We start from the raw sequence: 17,129 nt of genomic DNA on the forward strand, positions 1-17,129 counted from the left end.
TTCTTCAGGCTACGACTTCGCGGGCGACGAAGTCTTCTTCGAGGAATCGGGCAGCTTGGCGATGGTGCCCTGCGCCAGCGCGCAGAGCTTCTCGGTGCCGTCGTCGGCCACCGCCACCACCTCGCAGGTGCACACGGCCTGCGAGCTGCCGGTGTGCACGGCCCGGGCGCGCGCAATCAGCCGCTGGCCGATGGCGGGCCGCACGTAGTTGATCTTGAATTCGGAGGTCACGACCGGCACGCGCAAGGCGCTGCCGCCGGCAAAGGTCAGCGCGTTGTCGGCCATGTAGCTCACGATGCCGCCATGGGCGAAACCGTGCTGCTGCTTCAGCTGCGCGGTAAGCGGCAGCTGGAGCTCGGCATGGCCCGGCGCGAGTGCGTGCAGCTCGGCGCCGATCAGCACGCTGAAGGGCTGCGCGGCCAGCACGCTGCGCCCGTAGGCCAGAACGGCTTCGGGCGAGACCTCCTGGTCATTGCCCAAGCCGGACATGGTTACAGGACCTCGAACACGCCCGCGGCGCCCATGCCGCCGCCGATGCACATCGTGACCACGACCTTCTTGGCGCCGCGGCGCTTGCCTTCGATGAGCGCGTGGCCCGTGAGGCGCTGGCCGCTCACGCCGTAGGGGTGACCCACGGCGATGGCGCCGCCGTTCACGTTCAGGCGGTCGCCCGGAATGCCCAGCTTGTCGCGGCAGTAGATGACCTGCACGGCGAAGGCTTCGTTCAGCTCCCACAGGTCGATGTCGTTGACCGTGAGGCCCAGGCGCTTGAGCACCTTGGGGATGGCGAAGACCGGGCCGATGCCCATTTCGTCGGGCTCGCAGCCGGCCACGGCGAAGCCGAGGAAGCGGCCCAGGGGCTTCAGGCCCTTCTGCTGGGCGTACTTCTCGTCGACCACCACGCAGGCGCCGCCGCCGTCGGAGAACTGGCTGGCGTTGCCGGCCGAGATCAGGCCACCGGGCATGGCCGAGCGGATGCCGCTGATGCCTTCCTTGGTGGTGCCGGGGCGGATGCCTTCGTCGTTCTCGATCGTGACTTCCTTGGTGCGCAGGCCCATCACGGGGTCGGCCACGCCGGCCAGCACGGTGATGGGGGCGATCTCGTCCTTGAACTTGCCGGCTTCGAGCGCGGCGGTGGCGCGCTGCTGGCTCTGCGCGCCGTACTCGTCCATGGCGTCGCGGCCGATGTTGTAACGCTTGGCGACCTGCTCGGCGGTCTGCAGCATGTTCCAGTAGATCTCGGGTTTGTGCTTCACGAGCCACGGGTCGGCCAGCATGTGCGTGTTGGCTTCGTTCTGCACGCACGAGATGCTCTCGACGCCGCCGGCCACGTAGACGTCGCCCTCGCCCGCGATGATGCGCTGGGCGGCGGTGGCGATGGTCTGCAGGCCCGACGAGCAGAAACGGTTGATGGTCATGCCCGAGGTGGTGACCGGCAGGCCGGCGCGCAGGGCGATCTGGCGCGCGATGTTGGAGCCGGTGGCGCCTTCGGGCGTGGCGCAACCCATGATGACGTCGTCGACCGAAGCCGGGTCGATGCCGGCGCGCTGCACCGCGTGCTGCACGGCATGGCCGCCCAGCGTGGCGCCGTGGGTCATGTTGAAGGCACCCTTCCAGCTCTTCGCGAGCGGCGTGCGGGCGGTGGAAACGATGACGGCGCTGGTCATGGTGAGGTCCTTTGAAGATGGAAGGGAAAAGAGGGAAAAGACGGGGTCGTCATTGCGCCGGCGCGGCCGCGTGGGTGTTGCGCAGGAGCTGGTGATAGAAGCCGATCATCTCGCCGTAGTTCGAGATGGCCAGGCGTTCGTTGTTGCCATGGAAGCGCGCCAGGTCCTCGCTCTTCACCCGGAACGGCGAGAAGCGGAAGACGGCATCGCTCACGAGGCTGAAGTGGCGGGAATCGGTGGCGGCGGTCATGAGGCCGGGCGCCACCACGGCGTCGGGGAAGCTCTGGCGCACGGCCTGCTGGATCGCGCGGTAGCCGGTGCTGTCGGTGGGCGACACCGGCGAGGGCTCCGAGTTGCCGGGGTACGGCTTGATCTTGATGTCGTCGTCGCCCAGCGCCTTGCGCAGATGCGCCTCGACGCTGGCCAGCGTGTCGCCGGGCAGCACGCGGAAGTTGACAGCGGCCTCGGCACGGCCGGGCAGCACGTTGTCCTTGTTGCCGGCACGCACGATGGTCAGCGCGGTGGTCGTGCGCAGCATGGCGTTGCTGCTCGGGCTCTTCTCGAGCTGGCCGCGCACCAGCGGCTCGGTGAGCCACAGGTTCGACAGCATGACGCGGTTGACGCCGCCCATCTCGGGCGCGAGCGCACCGAACATCTGGCCCGCCACGCCCTGAATGCCGCCGGGCATCGGCGTTGCTTCGAGCCGCGCGAGCGCGGCGCTCATGCGGCCGATGGCGCTTTTTTGCGGCGGCATCGACGAGTGGCCGGGCGCGGTATCGAGCGAGAGGAAGAAGGTGCCGTAGCCCTTCTCCGCCAAGCCGATGAGCGCTGCGGGCTTGCTCAGCCCGGGCAGCACGCCGTCGAGCACGAGCAGGCCTTCGTCGAGCACCCAGTCGAGCTTCACGCCGCGCGACTTGAGCAGTTCGGCGATGGGCTGCGCGCCGCGCAGGCCGCTCACCTCTTCGTCGTCACCCATCACGAGGTAGACCGTCTGCTTCGGCTGGAAGCCGCTGCCGATGAGCAGCTCGATGGCTTCCATCTGCGCAAACAGGTTGCCCTTGTTGTCGAGGGTGCCGCGGCCCCAGACGAAGCCGTCCTTGATCTCGCCCGCGAAGGGATCGACCGACCAGGCCTTTTCGGTGCCGGGCGCGATGGGCACCATGTCCTGGTGCGCCATGAGCGCGATGGGCTTGGCCTGCGCGTCGGTGCCGGTCCAGGTGTAGAGCAAGGCCTTCTGGCCCACCACTTCCTTCTTGAGGGTGGCGTGGACCTTCGGGTACTGCTGCGCCAGGTAGGCGTGCAGCTTGTCGAACTCGGCCAGGTTGGCGGCCGGGTCGTCCAGGCTCGACACCGTGCGGATCGGAATCGCGCCGGCCAGCCGCTTCGCAGCGGCCTGCAGGTCGATCTCGAGCTTCGGTGCGGGGGCCACCGCGAGTTGCTGCGATGGCGTGGTCCAGGTCTTGACCGCCACGGCCGCCACCAGTGCCAGGAGCACCAGCAGCAGCCCGAGGAAGATGCGTTTCAACATGGGCGGTCTTGATCCTGGGTCAGTCTCAGCTGAAGGACTTGCCTTCGGCCACCAGCTTCTGGATCAGCGGTGCGGGCTGCCAGAACTCGGCGTCGTCGCGCGGGTTCTGCGCAAAGCGCTTCATCGTCTCGGCCACGTTGTACAGGCCGACCTGCGAGGCATAGTGCATCGGGCCACCGCGGTAGATCGGGAAACCGTAGCCGGTGAGGTACACCATGTCGATGTCGCCCGACTTGGAGGCAATGCCGTCTTCCAGGATGTGCGCGCCTTCGTTGACGAGGGCGAACACCAGGCGCTGCACGATTTCCGTGTCGGAGATCTTGCGCGGCGTGATGCCCAGTTCCTTACGGTGGTCCTCGATCATCTTGTTGACGAGTTCCGACGGAATGGCGTCGCGCTTGCCGGCCTGGTAGTCGTACCACCCTGCCCCGGTCTTCTGGCCGAAGCGGCCCAACTCGCACAGCTTGTCGGCCGTGCGGCTGTACTTCATGTCGGCGCGCTCGACGGCGCGGCGCTTGCGGATCGCCCAGCCGATGTCGTTGCCGGCCAGGTCGCCCATGCGGAACGGGCCCATGGCGAAGCCGAACTTCTCGATGGCCTTGTCGACCTGCTGCGGCGTGGCGCCTTCGTCCAGCAGGAAGCCGGCCTGGCGGCTGTACTGCTCGATCATGCGGTTGCCGATGAAGCCGTCGCACACGCCCGACACGACGGAGGTCTTCTTGATCTTCTTGCCGATGGCCATCACGGTGGCCAGCACGTCCTTGGACGTGGCCTTGCCGCGCACCACTTCGAGCAGCTTCATCACGTTGGCCGGGCTGAAGAAGTGCATGCCGACCACGTCTTGCGGACGGTCGGTGAACGAGGCGATCTTGTCGACGTCGAGCGTCGAGGTGTTCGAGGCCAGGATGGCGCCCTTCTTGGCGACGCGGTCGAGTTCCTTGAAGACCTTTTCCTTGACGCCGATTTCTTCGAACACCGCTTCGATGATGAGGTCGGCGTCCTTCAGGTCGTCGTAGCTCAGCGTGGTGCTCAGAAGCGCCATGCGCTGCTCGTACTTGTCCTGCTTGAGCTTGCCCTTCTTGACCTGGGCTTCGTAGTTCTTCTTGATGGTGGCAATGCCGCGATCGAGCGCCTCTTGCTTCATCTCGAGGATCTTGACGGGGATGCCCGCGTTCAGGAAGTTCATCGAGATGCCGCCGCCCATGGTGCCGGCGCCGATGACGCCCACGGCCTTGATCTCGCGCTTGGGCGTGTCTTCGGGCACGTCGGGAATCTTGCTCGCGGCGCGCTCGGCCATGAACAGGTGGCGCAGGGCCAGCGATTCGGGCGTGAACATCAGCGCGGTGAAAAGACGGCGCTCTTCGGCCATGCCGTCGTCGAACTTCATCTTGGTCGCGGCCTGCACGGCGTCGACGCACTTCAGCGGCGCGGGGTAGTTCTTCGACATGCCGCCGACCATGTTCTTGGCGAACTGGAAGTAGGCATCGCCTTGCGGATGCTTGCACGGCAGGTTGCGCACCAGCGGCAGCTCGCCGCCCTTGGCAGCGACCGACTTGGCGAACTCGACGGCTTCGTCGAACACCGATTCGGCCGAGGCGGCCAGCTTGTCGAACAGCTTCTGGCCCGGCAGGCTGGCGAGCAGTTCGCTCTTCACCGGCTCGCCGCTGACGATCATGTTCAGGGCGGTTTCCACGCCGATCACGCGCGGCAGGCGCTGCGTGCCACCGGCGCCCGGCAGCAGACCGAGCTTGACTTCAGGCAGTGCCACGCTGGTGCCCGGTGCGGCCACGCGGTAGTGGCAGCCCAGGGCCAGCTCGAGGCCGCCGCCCATGCACACGGAGTGGATGGCTGCGACGATGGGCTTGGGCGAGGCTTCGAGCGAGAGGATCACGCTCAGCAGGTTGGGCTCTTGCAGCGCCTTGGGCGTGCCGAATTCCTTGATGTCCGCACCGCCCGAGAACGCCTTGCCGGCGCCGGTGATGACGATGGCCTTGACGGCGCTGTCGGCATTGGCCTTGGACAGGCCGTCGGTGATGCCGATGCGTGTCGAGAAGCCGAGACCGTTGACCGGCGGGTTGGTCAGGGTGATCACGGCGACATCGCCGAGCACTTTGTATTCAGCCGTCATGCTGCATTCCTTGGTGTGTGAAGAAAAAGAAGAAAAAGCACGAGTGTTCTTTTTCGAAGATTCTAGGCGTTTTGCGTGGCCGAACAATGGCACGCAGTCGCTGTCGGGACAAGGGCCTCAAGAGAGAGCCGGACTTTCCAGGAACACCGCGGAACCGGCTTTGCCGGGCCGCAGGTGTTGCCCCCTGCAAGGGGGAAGGCGCGCGCGACACGAAGTGCGCGAAGCCTGGGGGTTTGCTTAAACCTCCAGCCACTCCCTGCGGGTGGTGCCGTCGGCGCGCAGGCTGTCGGGCGTCCCGTCGAACACGATGCTGCCGTGGCCCATGACGAGCGCGCGGTCGGAAATCTGCATCGCGATGGTGAGCTTCTGCTCGATGAGGAGCACCGAGATGCCCTTGTCCTTCAGCGTGCGCAGGTACTGCCCCACCAGCTCGACGATCTTGGGCGCGAGGCCCTCGGTGGGCTCGTCGATGATGATGAGGTCGGGGTCGCCCATCAGCGTGCGGCACAGCGTGAGCATCTGCTGCTCGCCGCCCGAGAGCACGCCGGCCTCGGTGTGCTGGCGCTCCTTCAGGCGCGGGAACATGCCGTACATGTCGTCGAAGGACCAGCGGCTGCCCTTGCCCGAGCCCTTCTGCCCCAGGAGCAGGTTCTGGTGCACCGTGAGCTTGGGGAAGATGTCGCGGTTCTCGGGCACGTAGCCGATGCCCATGTGCGCGATCTCGTAGGCCTTGCGACGCAGGATGTCGCCGCCCTTCCACTGCAGCGTGCCCTCGGCATGCACCAGGCCCATGATGGCCTTGGCGGTGGTCGAGCGGCCCGAACCGTTGCGGCCCAGCAGGGCCACGATCTCGCCCGGGCGGACGTCGAAGGAAACGCCATGCAGCACATGGCTCTTGCCGTAGTAGGCGTGGATGTCGTGAAGCTTCAGCATGTCAGTGTCCCGCCCCTTGTGCATCGGCCACGGAAGAACCCAGGTAGGCCTCCTGCACGCGTGCATTGGCGCGCACGGCAGCCGGCGCGTCGAAGGCGATGACTTCGCCGTAGACCACCACGGCGATCTTGTCGGCCAGCCCGAAGACCACGCCCATGTCGTGCTCCACCGTCAACAGCGTCTTGCCGACGGTGACGTGCTTGATGAGCGAGATGAAGTGCGAGGTCTCGGTCTTGCTCATGCCGGCCGTGGGCTCGTCCAGCAGGATGACGCCAGCGCCGCCGGCGATCGTCACGCCGATCTCGAGCGCGCGCTGCTCGGCATAGGTGAGGTTCACCGCATGCACGTCGCGCTTGCGCTCCAGGCCGATCTGCTTGATGAGCTCTTCGGTGCGCGCGTTGGCATCGTCCAGGTTCGAGAGAAAGCGCAGGAAGGTGTACTTGTAGCCCAGGCTCCACAGCACGCCGCAGCGCAGGTTCTCGAAGACGCTGAGCTTCGGGAAGATGTTGGTGATCTGGAAGCTGCGCGACAGCCCCAGGCGGTTGATTTCATAGGGCTTCTTGCCGTCGATGCGCTGCCCGTTGAGCAGCACCTCGCCGCTGGTGGGCGTGAGCCGCCCGCTGATCAGGTTGAACAGCGTCGACTTGCCCGCGCCGTTCGGCCCGATCACGGCGATGCGTTCGCCGGCCTTCACCGCCAGGTCCACGCCGCGGATGATTTCGGTCTTGCCGAAATTCTTGCGCAGCGCCTTCAGTTCCAATGCGTATTGCGCGCTCATTTACGCCGCCTCCCGACGTTTGATTTCTGCTTCGATCTCTTCCTGCGCCTGGCCCCAGACCCGCACGAAGTGGCGCCGTGCCACCTCGAGCAGGCCCAGGCCGACGGCCAGGATCGCGATGGCGCCCAGCCAGCTGGTCACGCCCGCCGTGTTCAGCATGGTGCCGAAGAACTTCAGGTCCGGGCCCATCGCCGCGTTGAGCTGGATGTGATAGATCATCTCGATCAGCGCGGCAGCACCGACCACCACCGGCACCAGGGCCACGGCGAGCGCGGCGTACAGGCCCCAGAAGCGGTTGAACTTGCCGAACTTGGCCACGCGCAGGTTCATCATGACCAGGCTGGCGATGCCGCCGGGGGCGAACATCACCATGAACACGAACACCAGGCCGAAGTACAGCTGCCAGGCCTTGGAGAGCTCCGACAGCAGGATCGAGGCGAACACCAGCAGCACCGCACCGATGATCGGGCCGAAGAAGAACACCGCGCCGCCCAGGAAGGTGAACAGCAGGTAGCCGCCCGAGCGGATGGCGTTCAGGCTGTCGGCCGCGTTCACGATCTCGAAGTTGATCGAGGCCAGGCCGCCGCCGATGCCGGCGAAGAAGCCCGCGATGATGAACGCGAAGTAGCGCACGCGCTGCGTGTTGTAGCCGATGAACTCCACGCGCTCCGGGTTGTCGCGCACCGCATTCAGCATGCGGCCCAGCGGCGTGCCGGTGAAGGCATACATCAGGGCGGTGCACACGAAGCAGTACGCGGCGATCAGGTAGTACACCTGGATCTGCGGACCGAAGGTGAAGCCGAAGAAGCTCGGGCCGTACACGCGGTCGGTGGTGATGCCGCCCTCGCCGCCGAAGAAGCTGGGGAACATCAGCGCCATCGAGGCCACGAGCTCGCCGATGCCCATGGTGATCATGGCGAAGGTGGTGCCCGACTTCTTGGTGGTCACGAAGCCCAGCAGGATGGCGAAGAACATCCCCGCCAGACCGCCTACGAGCGGAATGAGCACCAGCGGAATGGTCGGGCCGCCCTTGGTCGCCATGTTCATCGCGTGGATGGCGATGAACGAGCCCAGGCCGGTGTAGACGGCATGGCCGAAGCTCAGCATGCCGCCCTGCCCCAGCAGGATGTTGTAGCTCAGGCAGATGATGATCAGGTAGCCCATCTGCGAGAGCATCGTCAGCGCCAGGCTGCTCTTGAACAGCATCGGCGAGATGATCAGCACCAGGGCGAACAGCGCCCAGACCAGGTAGCGCCCGATGTTCCAGGGCTTGAAGCGGTAGTACCGCGTCGGGGTCGTCGGTGAAGTGGTGGTTGCGGTGGTCATGGTGTCAGTCCTCCCGGGTGCCCAGAAGACCCTTCGGGCGGAAGATGAGGATCAGCACGAGGAACAGGTACGGCAGGATCGGTGCGACCTGCGAGATGGTGAGCTTGAGCAGCTCGTAGCCGAAGGTCTGGTCGCTCACGGCCACGCCCAGGGCCTGCAGCGCGGTGGCCAGCGAGTGGTCCAGCGCAACGGCGAAGGTCTGGATGATGCCGATCAGCAGCGACGCCAGGAAGGCGCCGGCCAGCGAGCCCATGCCGCCGACCACCACCACCACGAAGATGATGGTGCCGACCGAACCGGCCATGGCTGGCTCCGTGACGTAGGTGTTGCCGCCGATCACGCCCGCCAGGCCGGCCAGCGCGGCGCCGCCGCCGAACACCAGCATGAACACGCGCGGCACGTTGTGGCCCAGCGCCTCGACCATGTCGGGGTGCTTCAGCGCCGCCTGGATCACCAGGCCGATGCGGGTGCGCGTGAGCAGCAGCCACACGGACACCAGCATGAGCATCGCCACCAGCATGATGAACGAGCGCGACTTGGGGAACTGCGTGCCGTACAGCGAGAACAGCGGGCCCTGCAGCGCCTCGGGCAGGCCGTAGGGCACCGTGGAGCGACCCCAGACCAGCTGGACCAGCTCGAGGATGAGGTACGAAAGACCGAAGGTCACCAGCAGCTCGGGCACGTGGCCGAACTTATGGACCCGGCGCAGGCTGTAGCGTTCGAAGGCCGCGCCCAATGCACCCACCAGCAGCGGCGAGAGAAAGAGCGCGGGCCAGAAGCCGACGATGCCTGACAGGGTGTAGGCGAAATAGGCGCCCAGCATGTAGAAGCTGGCGTGTGCAAAGTTGAGCACACCCATCATGCTGAAGATCAGCGTAAGGCCAGAGCTCAGCATGAACAACAGCAGGCCGTAGCTGACGCCGTTGAGCAGTGAGATGACGAAGAATTCGACGTTCATCGGTCTTCCGTGTCGGTTGAAAAAGAAAGAGGCCCGAGTGTTGAAGTCGGGCCTCGACCGGTCAGGGGGCGATCAGCAGGCGATCAGGAGGCGCCGCCGGGTCGCTTCATCTGGCACGAGGTGGGCGTGCTCGAGACGTAGGGCTCGTAGTACTTGACCGGTGCCAGCGTGTAGCCGGTGTTCTCCGGGCTGTACGGGCTCTTGGCGTCGGCCTTCTGCCAGCGCGTGATCCACAGGCCCTGCTGCAGCTGGTGGTCGGACTTGCGCATCTCGACGTCGCCGTTGAAGCTCTTGAACTTCATGCCTTCCATGGCGGCCGCCACCTTCACGGGGTCGGTCGACTTGGTGCGCACGAAGGCTTCGGCGAGCATCGCGTACACGGTGTACGGCGAGGTCGTGTACAGGTCTTCGTTGAAGCGCTTCTTGAACTCGTTCATCATCGGCGCGATCGGGCCCGGCGCGTTGTAGTGGCTGTAGCCCACCATATAGACCTTGCCGTCCGAGGCCGCGCCCATGGCGGTCGGCGTGCCGTTGGTCACGGCGTAGTAGGTGTAGAACTTGACGTTCAGGCCTGCGTCGTTGGCCGACTTGATGAGCAGCGCGAGGTCGGAACCCCAGTTGCCGGTGATGACGGTGTCGGCGCCCGAGGCCTTGATCTTGGCGATGTAGGGCGCGAAGTCGCGCACCTGGGCCAGCGGGTGCAGGTCGTCGCCGACGATCTGCACGTCGGGGCGCTTGGTCTTGAGGTTGTCCTTGGCGTACTTCGCGACCTGCTGGCCGTGCGAGTAGTTCTGGTTGATCAGGTACACCTTCTTGATGTCGGCCTGGTCCTTCATGAAGGTGGTCAGGGCTTCCATCTTCATGGAGGTGTCGGCGTCGAGGCGGAAGTGCCAGTAGCTGCACTTGCTGTTGGTCAGGTCGGGATCGACGGCCGCGTAGTTGAAGTACACGACTTCCTTGCCCGGGTTGCGGGCGTTGTGCTTTTCGAGCGCGTCCATGATGGCCAGCGCCGGGCCGGAGCCGTTGCCCTGCACCACGTAGCGCGCGCCCTGGTCCATGGCCGAGCGCAGCGCGGCGGTGGTTTCCTGCGGGCTGAGCTTGTTGTCGATGCCGATGACCTCGAACTTCACGCCGGCCACGTTCTTCTTGTTGAATTCTTCGGCCAGGAACTGGAAGGTCTTGAGCTGGTTGGTACCGACGGCCGCCATCAGGCCCGACAACGGGTCCAGCCACGCGATCTTGACGGTCTCACCCTTCTGGGCAAGGGCACCGGTGGCACTTGCCGCGAGCACGGCGGCGGTAGCGATCTTCAGAGCGAACTTCAATCTATATCTCCTGGTCAAACCGATATCAAAAACGCTGCACAAGCGTACAAGTCTTTGCCACCCCACCCCTCAGGGAATGCCCGTAAGGAAGGGGCTGCAAAGGCACGTATCTATCGCGCAGGCGACAGTGCATTTCCTTCTTTTGCTACCCGGCGGTAGGTATCTTCTACCGATGGGTAGGAAATGCGTTCACAAAGACGCCTAGGGGCGCTTCATCTGGCAGGTCGTGGGCGTGCTCGCCACATACGACTCGTAATACTTCACGGGGACGTTGGTGTAGCCGGTGTTCTCGGCGTCGTAGGGGTACTTGGCGCTGGCCTTCTCCCAGCGCGAGATGTACAGGCCCTGCTGCAGCTGGTGGTCGGCCTTGCGCATCTCGACCTCGCCGTTGAAGCTCTTGATCTTCATGCCTTCGAGCGCCGCAGCCACCTTGACGGGGTCGGTCGACTTGGTCTGCACGAACGCGGCATCGAGCAAGGCGAAGGTGTGATAGATCGAGGACTGCGTCAGGTCGTCGTTCATCTTCTTCTTGTAGCCGGTCAGCAGCCGCTGGATTTCGCCGCCCATGTTGTAGTGGGCATAGGCCACGGTGTAGACCTTGCCTGCCGAGGTGGCGCCCATGGCCGTGGGCGTGCCGGCGCCCGGTGCGTAGTACGTGAGGAACTTGACGTCCAGCCCCGAGTCGTTGGCTGCCTTGATGAGCAGCGAGAGGTCGGAACCCCAGTTGCCGGTGATGACCGTGTCGGCGCCCGAGGCCTTGATCTTGGCGATGTACGGCGAGAAATCGCGCACCTGCGCGAGCGGGTGCAGGTCGTCGCCCACGATCTGGATGTCGGGGCGCTTGGTCTTGAGGTTGTCCTTGGCGAACTTGGACACCTGCTGGCCGTGGGAGTAGTTCTGGCCCAGGATGTAGACCTTCTTGATGTCGGCCTGGTCCTTCATCCAGGTGGTCAGCGCTTCCATCTTCATGGAGGTGTCGGCATCGAGGCGGAAGTGCCAGTAGCTGCACTTGCTGTTGGTCAGGTCGGGATCGACCGCCGCATAGTTCAGGTACAGCAGTTCCTTGCCGGGATTGCGCGCATTGTTCTTCTCGACGGCGTCGATGATCGCGAGCGCCGGGCCCGAGCCGTTGCCCTGGGTGATGTAGCGCGCGCCCTGGTCCTGCGCCGAGCGCAGCGCCGCGGTGGTCTCCTGCGGGCTCAGCTTGTTGTCGATCGCGATGATCTCGAACTTCACGCCCGACGCATTCTTCTTGTTGAACTCGTCAGCCAGGTACTGGGTCGTCTTGAGCTGATTGGTGCCCACGGCCGCCATCAGACCCGACAGCGGGTCCAGCCAGGCGATCTTGACGGTTTCGCCCTTCTGGGCGAACGACGCTGAAACACTCACCAACATGGCGCAGGCGGCCACTGACTTGATACCGAAGTGCATGAAGAGTCTCCTGGTTGAAAGGCGGGACGCCAGCGTACAAGCGCCCTTTTCTTCGCCGCACAGGGAATGCCCGGAAGGAAAGCCGCCGGGGCGGCCTTCCTATCGCGTGCGCGACAGTGCGGGTGGGCTTTGGCCGTGCTTCAGAGGCCCGGCAGCTTGTAGTCCTTGAGCAGTTCGCGAAGCTTGGTCTTGAGGATCTTGCCGGTGGCGCCGATCGGAATGGCCTCGACGAACACCACGTCGTCGGGGATCTGCCACTTGGCGGTCTTGCCCTCGTAGAACTTCAGCAGCTCCTCGCGGGTGACTTCGGCGCCGGGCTTCTTCACGACGGCGATGATCGGGCGCTCGTCCCACTTGGGGTGGAACACGCCGATGCAGGCCGCCATGGCGATGGCCGGGTGCGCGACAGCGATGTTCTCGATGTCGATGGAGCTGATCCACTCGCCGCCGGACTTGATCACGTCCTTGCTGCGGTCGGTGATCTGCAGGTAGCCCTCGGCGTCGATGGTGGCCACGTCGCCGGTGGGGAACCAGCCCCGGCCTGCAGCGTCGGCGACCAGCGGGTTGCCGCCCTCGCCCTTGTAGTACTCCTTGACGACCCAGGGGCCCTTGACCAACAGGTCGCCGTAGGCCTTGCCGTCCCAGGGCAACTCGTCGCCGTTGCCGTCGACGATCTTCATGTCGACGCCGAAGATGGCGCGGCCCTGCTTCATGCGGATCTGCAGCTGCGCATCGGCGGGCAGCGACAGGTGCTTGTTCTTCAGCGTGCACAGCGTGCCCAGCGGGCTCATCTCGGTCATGCCCCAGGCATGCAGCACCTCGACGTTGTAGTTCTCCTGGAACGCCGTGATCATGGCCGGCGGGCAGGCCGAACCACCGATGACGGTGCGGTTGAGCTTGCTGAACTTCAGGCCATTGGTCTGCATGTGGCCCAGCATCATCTGCCACACGGTGGGCACGCCCGCCGCGAAGGTCACGCCTTCGGACTCGATGAGTTCGTACACCGACTTGCCGTCGAGCGAGGGGCCCGGGAACACGAGCTTGCAGCCCACCAGCGCGGCCGAGTACGGAATGCCCCAGGCGTTGACGTGGAACATCGGCACCACCGGCAGCACCGAGTCTTGCGCCGAGATGCGCATGACATCGGGCAGCGCGGCAGCGTAGGCATGCAGCATGGTCGAGCGGTGGCTGTACAGCGCGGCCTTCGGGTTGCCCGTGGTGCCGCTCGTGTAGCACATGCTCGAGGCCGAGTTCTCGTCGAAGGTAGGCCAGTCGTACGCGGTGGGCTGCGCGCCCATCCAGGCCTCGTAGCTCACGAGATTGGGCACACCGCTGTCGGCCGGCAGCTTGTCGGCGTCACACAGTGCAACCCATTTCCGGATCGTGGGACAACGCGCATGCACCGCTTGCACCAGCGGCAGGAAGCTCAGGTCGAAGCACAGGATCTGGTCTTCGGCATGGTTGGCGATCCACGCGATCTGGTCGGGATGCAGGCGCGGGTTGATGGTGTGCAGCACGCGGCCGCTGCCGCTCACGCCGTAGTACAGCTCCAGGTGGCGGTAGCCGTTCCAGGCCAGGGTGGCGATGCGGTCGCTGAACAGCAGTTGCTCGCCATCCAGCGCATTGGCCACCTGCCTGGCGCGCGATGCGATGTCGCTCCAGGTGCAACGGTGGATATCGCCCTCGACACGGCGCGAGACGATCTCGCCGTCGCCGTTGTGTCGCTCGACGAACTCGATCAGCGACGAGATCAAAAGCGGTTGGTCTTGCATCAAACCCAGCATCTACGGACTCCTATGTGAAATGACTTCAAAAAGCGTTGCGAACGAGAGATTCACGCAAGCTTCGGCCACTTGCACAATGACACAAACCCGCACTGCATGATTGAACGAAGCGGCTCTTCAAGGGACGTTCACCGGCGTGATCTTGGCCGCCGTTGGCGTGGCATCCAGCAGCATCTGCGAAGGCCACGTTCCCCAGGTTGCACCGAGTTCGGGCGTGTTCGGATCGCCGTTGCGCATGAAGGCCCCGACGCTGGCCATGACGGCCTTCGACAGCGCCACGCGCCCCTTCTCGTTGGCCTTGCCGCCCATCACGTTGCTCAGCAGCGAACCCTCGAAGTTGCCGAACACGAACGGCAGGTCGAAGGCGTGCGCAGCGCCGTACACGTCGTTCCACGGCGCGGCCTCCTGCGACCAGTCGAGGCGGTAGTGCCAGATGTTCGACTGGCGCGTCTTCATGGTGTTGAGCAGGTTGTCGCGGTTGGCGCCGAACAGGCCCTTCGTGACGATGTCGGTCGCTGCGTTGTAGCCCGTGCCGGGAGTACCTACCGGAAGGTAGGATGCGTCGATGATTTCGTTCACCGTGAGCGTGGGGGCGGCGTCCGGATTGAAGTTGAACATCATCGAGAAGCGTGCGTCGTCCTTGACGATCCAGCCCGCCTTCAGGCCCGGGATGCCCAGCGATCCCAGCAGCGACGCAAAGAGCTTGCCTTCGTCGCGCGTGTTGCCCGCGAGCATGGGCACCTTGACGTACTTGTCGGCCGCGATGGCGCCGATCGGGTCGGCCGGCAGCACCGTGCCGTCGGGAATGGGCGCAACGGAACCCTGCCCGGCGGCAGTGACCTTGGTCAGCAGCGCCCCACCCTCCTGCGCACGCAGGTACTCGGCGATCTGCGCCGGCGAGCGCGTGCCGATGTACACCTTGGCCGCCGCTTCATCGGCCACGGTGCCGTCGGCGACCAGCAGCTTTTCGAGGATCGTCTGGCCCTGCGTCAACGAGGCCGAAGCCGGCTGCAGCGTCGGCAGCGTCCCGGGCGGCAGATTGGTCTTGAGCGAAATGCCGCCGCTCATCTCGAAGGCCTTGTGGAACAGGCCCTTGGCCATCGGCGAGGTCATCACCGCCAGCAGGTTGGTCGCGCCGGCCGACTCGCCCGACAGCGTGACGTTGCCCGGGTCGCCGCCGAAGTTGGCGACGTTGCCCTGGATGAAGCGCAGTGCCGCCATGTTGTCCAGCAGCGCGAAGTTGCCCGAGTCGTCGCCCGCGCTGCCGCCCGGCCGCAGCTGCGGCATGTTCAGGAAGCCCAGAATGCCCAGCCGGTAGCTGGCGGTGATGACCACCGCATTGGTGGCCTTGGCCAGCGCCGCGCCGTCGTACAGCGGATCGGCTGTGTAACCCGAAATGTTGCTGCCGCCATGGATGAACAGCAGCACCGGCAGGTTCTTCTCGGTGGTGGCCGGACGCCAGATGTTGACGAACAGGCAGTCTTCGCTGCCGACCGGCTTGCCCAGGTTGGTGCCGATGGTGGCGTCGTAGGTGTTGCTGGTGCCGGGGCTGAAGATCCGGCCGATCTGCAGGCAGGCGTTGCCGAAGGCCTTGGCCGGGCGGATGCCGGTCCAGGCTTCGGGCTCGACCGGTGCGCGCCAGCGCAGCGCGCCGACCGGCGGCTGGGCGAACGGAACACCCTTCCAGGACCAGGTGCCATTCTTGGCGCCGTCGTCCGTGCCCTCGACCTTGCCGGCCGTGGTCTGGCGCACCATCGGGCCGTCGACGGCGGGTGCCGGAGCGGGCGCGGGTGCCGGAGCCGGTGCAGGCGGCAGCACGGGAAAGGCGGTCGCCCCCGACGAACCGCCGCCGCAGGCCGCAAGCGCCGCCGCGGTGGCCAGCGTGGCCACCGTTGCAATGGCGCGCGCCATCGCCGTCTGTCCTGCCGCACCCTGGTCTTGTGCTGTTGTCGTTGTCTTCATGTTTTGTCTCCACACCGGGTTAATCGGAATTCCTGGCTCGGCGCGCGGCACCCATACTCCGGGCCGCCGTGCACTGGAAAAATTCTAGGAACCGGCTCCGTTTTCACCGCTATCGCAAGCGAGCCAATCGAATGACTTCAGAAGCCTCCCTGCCGCGCCATTCGCGCCGGCCGTCGCGCCGCCCCGGCTGTCCGCAGCCCGAGCTGCGCACCAGCTCGGCCGCATGGCTGGAGGGGGTGCTGTCGATGTTCGAGGCCGAGGGGCTGAACGTGCCCACGCTGCTGAGCGATGCCGGCTTCGACCCCGACTCGCTGCACCGCCAGAACGCGCGCATCCCGGTCGACGAGATCTCCGTGCTGTGGCAGGTGGCCGTGGCGCACGCCGGTCGGCCCACGCTGGGCCTGGACCGCGACCTGGCCGCCACGCACAGCAAGCTGGGCACGGTGGGCCACGCCATGGCCTGCAGCCCCACCCTGGGCGCGGCGCTGACGCGGCTCACGCGCTACATGGCCGTGATCTCCGACGCCACCGCCTTCTCACTGCAGTCCGACGCGCGCGGCTGCTGGATGGTCATGGAGCACACCGGCGGCAGCCTGCCGATTCCGCGCCAGCGCGTCGAGTACGCCCTGCTGACCGTGCTCATGCAGTGCCAGTGGCTCACGCGGCGCGAGCTGCAGCCGCTGGCCATGGAATTCGTCTACCCGCCGCCGACCAACGACCGGCTGCACCGCGAGGCCTTCGGCTGCGAGATCCGCTTCAACGCGCCCGCCAACCGCGTGCTGCTGTCGTCGGCCGACATGACCATGCCGCTGCCCACCCACCACCCGGCGCTGGGCGAGATGCAGGAGCACCTGCTCGACGACCAGCTCAACCTGCTGGGCCAGACCACCACCGCCAGCCTGGTGTGCGCCGAGATCGCGCGCCGGCTGCAGCACGGCGAGCCGCGCCGCCAGGACGTGGCCTCGGGCCTGGGCTTGGCTGACCGCACGCTGCAGCGCCGCTTGCAGGAGGAGTCGGTGTCGTTCCAGGCGCTGCTCGACCGCACCCGCCGCGAACTCGCCAGGCAGTACCTGGCCGAACAGCGCCACACGCTCGCGGACGTGGCCGACCGGCTGGGCTTCGTGGACGTCAGCAACTTCTTTCGCGCCTGCAAGCGCTGGTTCGGCCTGCCGCCGGCCCAGTACCGCGCCAGCCTCGCCCTCGACGGCGCCGGGGCCCTGCGCGGCGCGCTGCTGAACTGAGCGGCGGCGCCCGCCCCACGCGCCCGATGGCCTCCGCGGCCAGGGGTTTCGCGCGCTGCCGGACAATC

At 65.9% G+C, this 17,129-nt stretch carries 13 protein-coding genes; 1 reads left to right on the forward strand and 12 read right to left on the reverse strand.

All coding sequences use genetic code 11. From position 1 onward, the window contains the following. Nucleotides 1-9: 9 nt before the first annotated feature. The 12 genes from AC1RAA_RS04620 to AC1RAA_RS04675 form a co-directional block, all read right to left on the reverse strand. The gene (locus AC1RAA_RS04620) at nt 10-489 is read right to left on the reverse strand and encodes a PaaI family thioesterase (RefSeq protein WP_492726800.1); all 480 of its coding nucleotides are present in this window, start codon (nt 487-489) and stop codon (nt 10-12) included. Between the two features lie 2 nt (nt 490-491). After that, complete coding sequence (locus tag AC1RAA_RS04625; RefSeq protein ID WP_062471327.1) at nt 492-1,667, reverse strand: acetyl-CoA C-acyltransferase; 1,176 nt, start codon at nt 1,665-1,667, stop codon at nt 492-494. A 49-nt stretch (nt 1,668-1,716) separates the two neighbouring features. Then, nucleotides 1,717-3,195: a M20 family peptidase gene (locus tag AC1RAA_RS04630; RefSeq protein WP_492726802.1), complete on the reverse strand. Its 1,479-nt coding sequence runs from the start codon at nt 3,193-3,195 to the stop codon at nt 1,717-1,719. A 25-nt stretch (nt 3,196-3,220) separates the two neighbouring features. Beyond that, complete coding sequence (locus tag AC1RAA_RS04635) at nt 3,221-5,323, reverse strand: 3-hydroxyacyl-CoA dehydrogenase NAD-binding domain-containing protein (RefSeq protein WP_095745330.1); 2,103 nt, start codon at nt 5,321-5,323, stop codon at nt 3,221-3,223. A gap of 237 nt (nt 5,324-5,560) precedes the next feature. Then, complete coding sequence (locus AC1RAA_RS04640) at nt 5,561-6,256, reverse strand: ABC transporter ATP-binding protein (RefSeq protein WP_062471318.1); 696 nt, start codon at nt 6,254-6,256, stop codon at nt 5,561-5,563. Between the two features lies 1 nt (nt 6,257). Beyond that, nucleotides 6,258-7,034 (reverse strand): ABC transporter ATP-binding protein, encoded by a 777-nt coding sequence (locus AC1RAA_RS04645; RefSeq protein ID WP_492726804.1) that lies wholly within the window; start codon nt 7,032-7,034, stop codon nt 6,258-6,260. Beyond that, nucleotides 7,035-8,360 carry a branched-chain amino acid ABC transporter permease gene (locus AC1RAA_RS04650; RefSeq protein ID WP_492726806.1) on the reverse strand — a complete coding sequence of 442 codons (1,326 nt, stop codon included), beginning with the start codon at nt 8,358-8,360 and terminating at the stop codon, nt 7,035-7,037. It lies immediately after the preceding gene. 4 nt (nt 8,361-8,364) lie between these two features. Then, nucleotides 8,365-9,318, reverse strand: a complete 954-nt coding sequence (locus AC1RAA_RS04655; RefSeq protein WP_095745331.1) for a branched-chain amino acid ABC transporter permease — start codon at nt 9,316-9,318, stop codon at nt 8,365-8,367. Nucleotides 9,319-9,401: 83 nt separating this feature from the next. Then, entirely contained in the window at nt 9,402-10,643 is a 1,242-nt protein-coding gene (locus AC1RAA_RS04660) for a branched-chain amino acid ABC transporter substrate-binding protein (RefSeq protein WP_062471306.1), read from the reverse strand. A 201-nt stretch (nt 10,644-10,844) separates the two neighbouring features. Then, entirely contained in the window at nt 10,845-12,074 is a 1,230-nt protein-coding gene (locus AC1RAA_RS04665; RefSeq protein ID WP_062471303.1) for a branched-chain amino acid ABC transporter substrate-binding protein, read from the reverse strand. Between the two features lie 140 nt (nt 12,075-12,214). Beyond that, a complete protein-coding gene (locus AC1RAA_RS04670; RefSeq protein ID WP_492726808.1) occupies nt 12,215-13,858 on the reverse strand; it encodes a 3-(methylthio)propionyl-CoA ligase in 1,644 nt (547 codons plus the stop codon). A gap of 117 nt (nt 13,859-13,975) precedes the next feature. Then, on the reverse strand, nt 13,976-15,820 hold the full coding sequence (locus AC1RAA_RS04675; protein ID WP_492726810.1) for a carboxylesterase/lipase family protein: 1,845 nt from the start codon (nt 15,818-15,820) through the stop codon (nt 13,976-13,978). 149 nt (nt 15,821-15,969) lie between these two features. Here AC1RAA_RS04675 and AC1RAA_RS04680 point away from each other — a divergent pair, with 149 nt between their 5' ends. Next, nucleotides 15,970-17,061, forward strand: coding sequence for an AraC family transcriptional regulator (locus AC1RAA_RS04680; protein WP_492728327.1), 1,092 nt, complete (start codon nt 15,970-15,972; stop codon nt 17,059-17,061). Nucleotides 17,062-17,129 lie beyond the last annotated feature (68 nt).

It is taken from the genome of Variovorax sp. GW823-FHT04F07, from assembly GCF_058795995.1.

Bases quoted from the DNA above. Each gene is read 5' to 3' on its own strand.
- AC1RAA_RS04655 (WP_095745331.1), bottom strand. From the start codon at position 9,318: ATGAACGTCGAATTCTTCGTCATCTCACTGCTCAACGGCGTCAGCTAC.
- AC1RAA_RS04635 (WP_095745330.1), bottom strand. From the start codon at position 5,323: ATGACGGCTGAATACAAAGTGCTCGGCGATGTCGCCGTGATCACCCTG.
- AC1RAA_RS04625 (WP_062471327.1), bottom strand. From the start codon at position 1,667: ATGACCAGCGCCGTCATCGTTTCCACCGCCCGCACGCCGCTCGCGAAG.
- AC1RAA_RS04640 (WP_062471318.1), bottom strand. From the start codon at position 6,256: ATGCTGAAGCTTCACGACATCCACGCCTACTACGGCAAGAGCCATGTG.
- AC1RAA_RS04650 (WP_492726806.1), bottom strand. From the start codon at position 8,360: ATGACCACCGCAACCACCACTTCACCGACGACCCCGACGCGGTACTAC.
- AC1RAA_RS04630 (WP_492726802.1), bottom strand. From the start codon at position 3,195: ATGTTGAAACGCATCTTCCTCGGGCTGCTGCTGGTGCTCCTGGCACTG.
- AC1RAA_RS04670 (WP_492726808.1), bottom strand. From the start codon at position 13,858: ATGCTGGGTTTGATGCAAGACCAACCGCTTTTGATCTCGTCGCTGATC.
- AC1RAA_RS04665 (WP_062471303.1), bottom strand. From the start codon at position 12,074: ATGCACTTCGGTATCAAGTCAGTGGCCGCCTGCGCCATGTTGGTGAGT.
- AC1RAA_RS04675 (WP_492726810.1), bottom strand. From the start codon at position 15,820: ATGAAGACAACGACAACAGCACAAGACCAGGGTGCGGCAGGACAGACG.
- AC1RAA_RS04620 (WP_492726800.1), bottom strand. From the start codon at position 489: ATGTCCGGCTTGGGCAATGACCAGGAGGTCTCGCCCGAAGCCGTTCTG.
- AC1RAA_RS04645 (WP_492726804.1), bottom strand. From the start codon at position 7,034: ATGAGCGCGCAATACGCATTGGAACTGAAGGCGCTGCGCAAGAATTTC.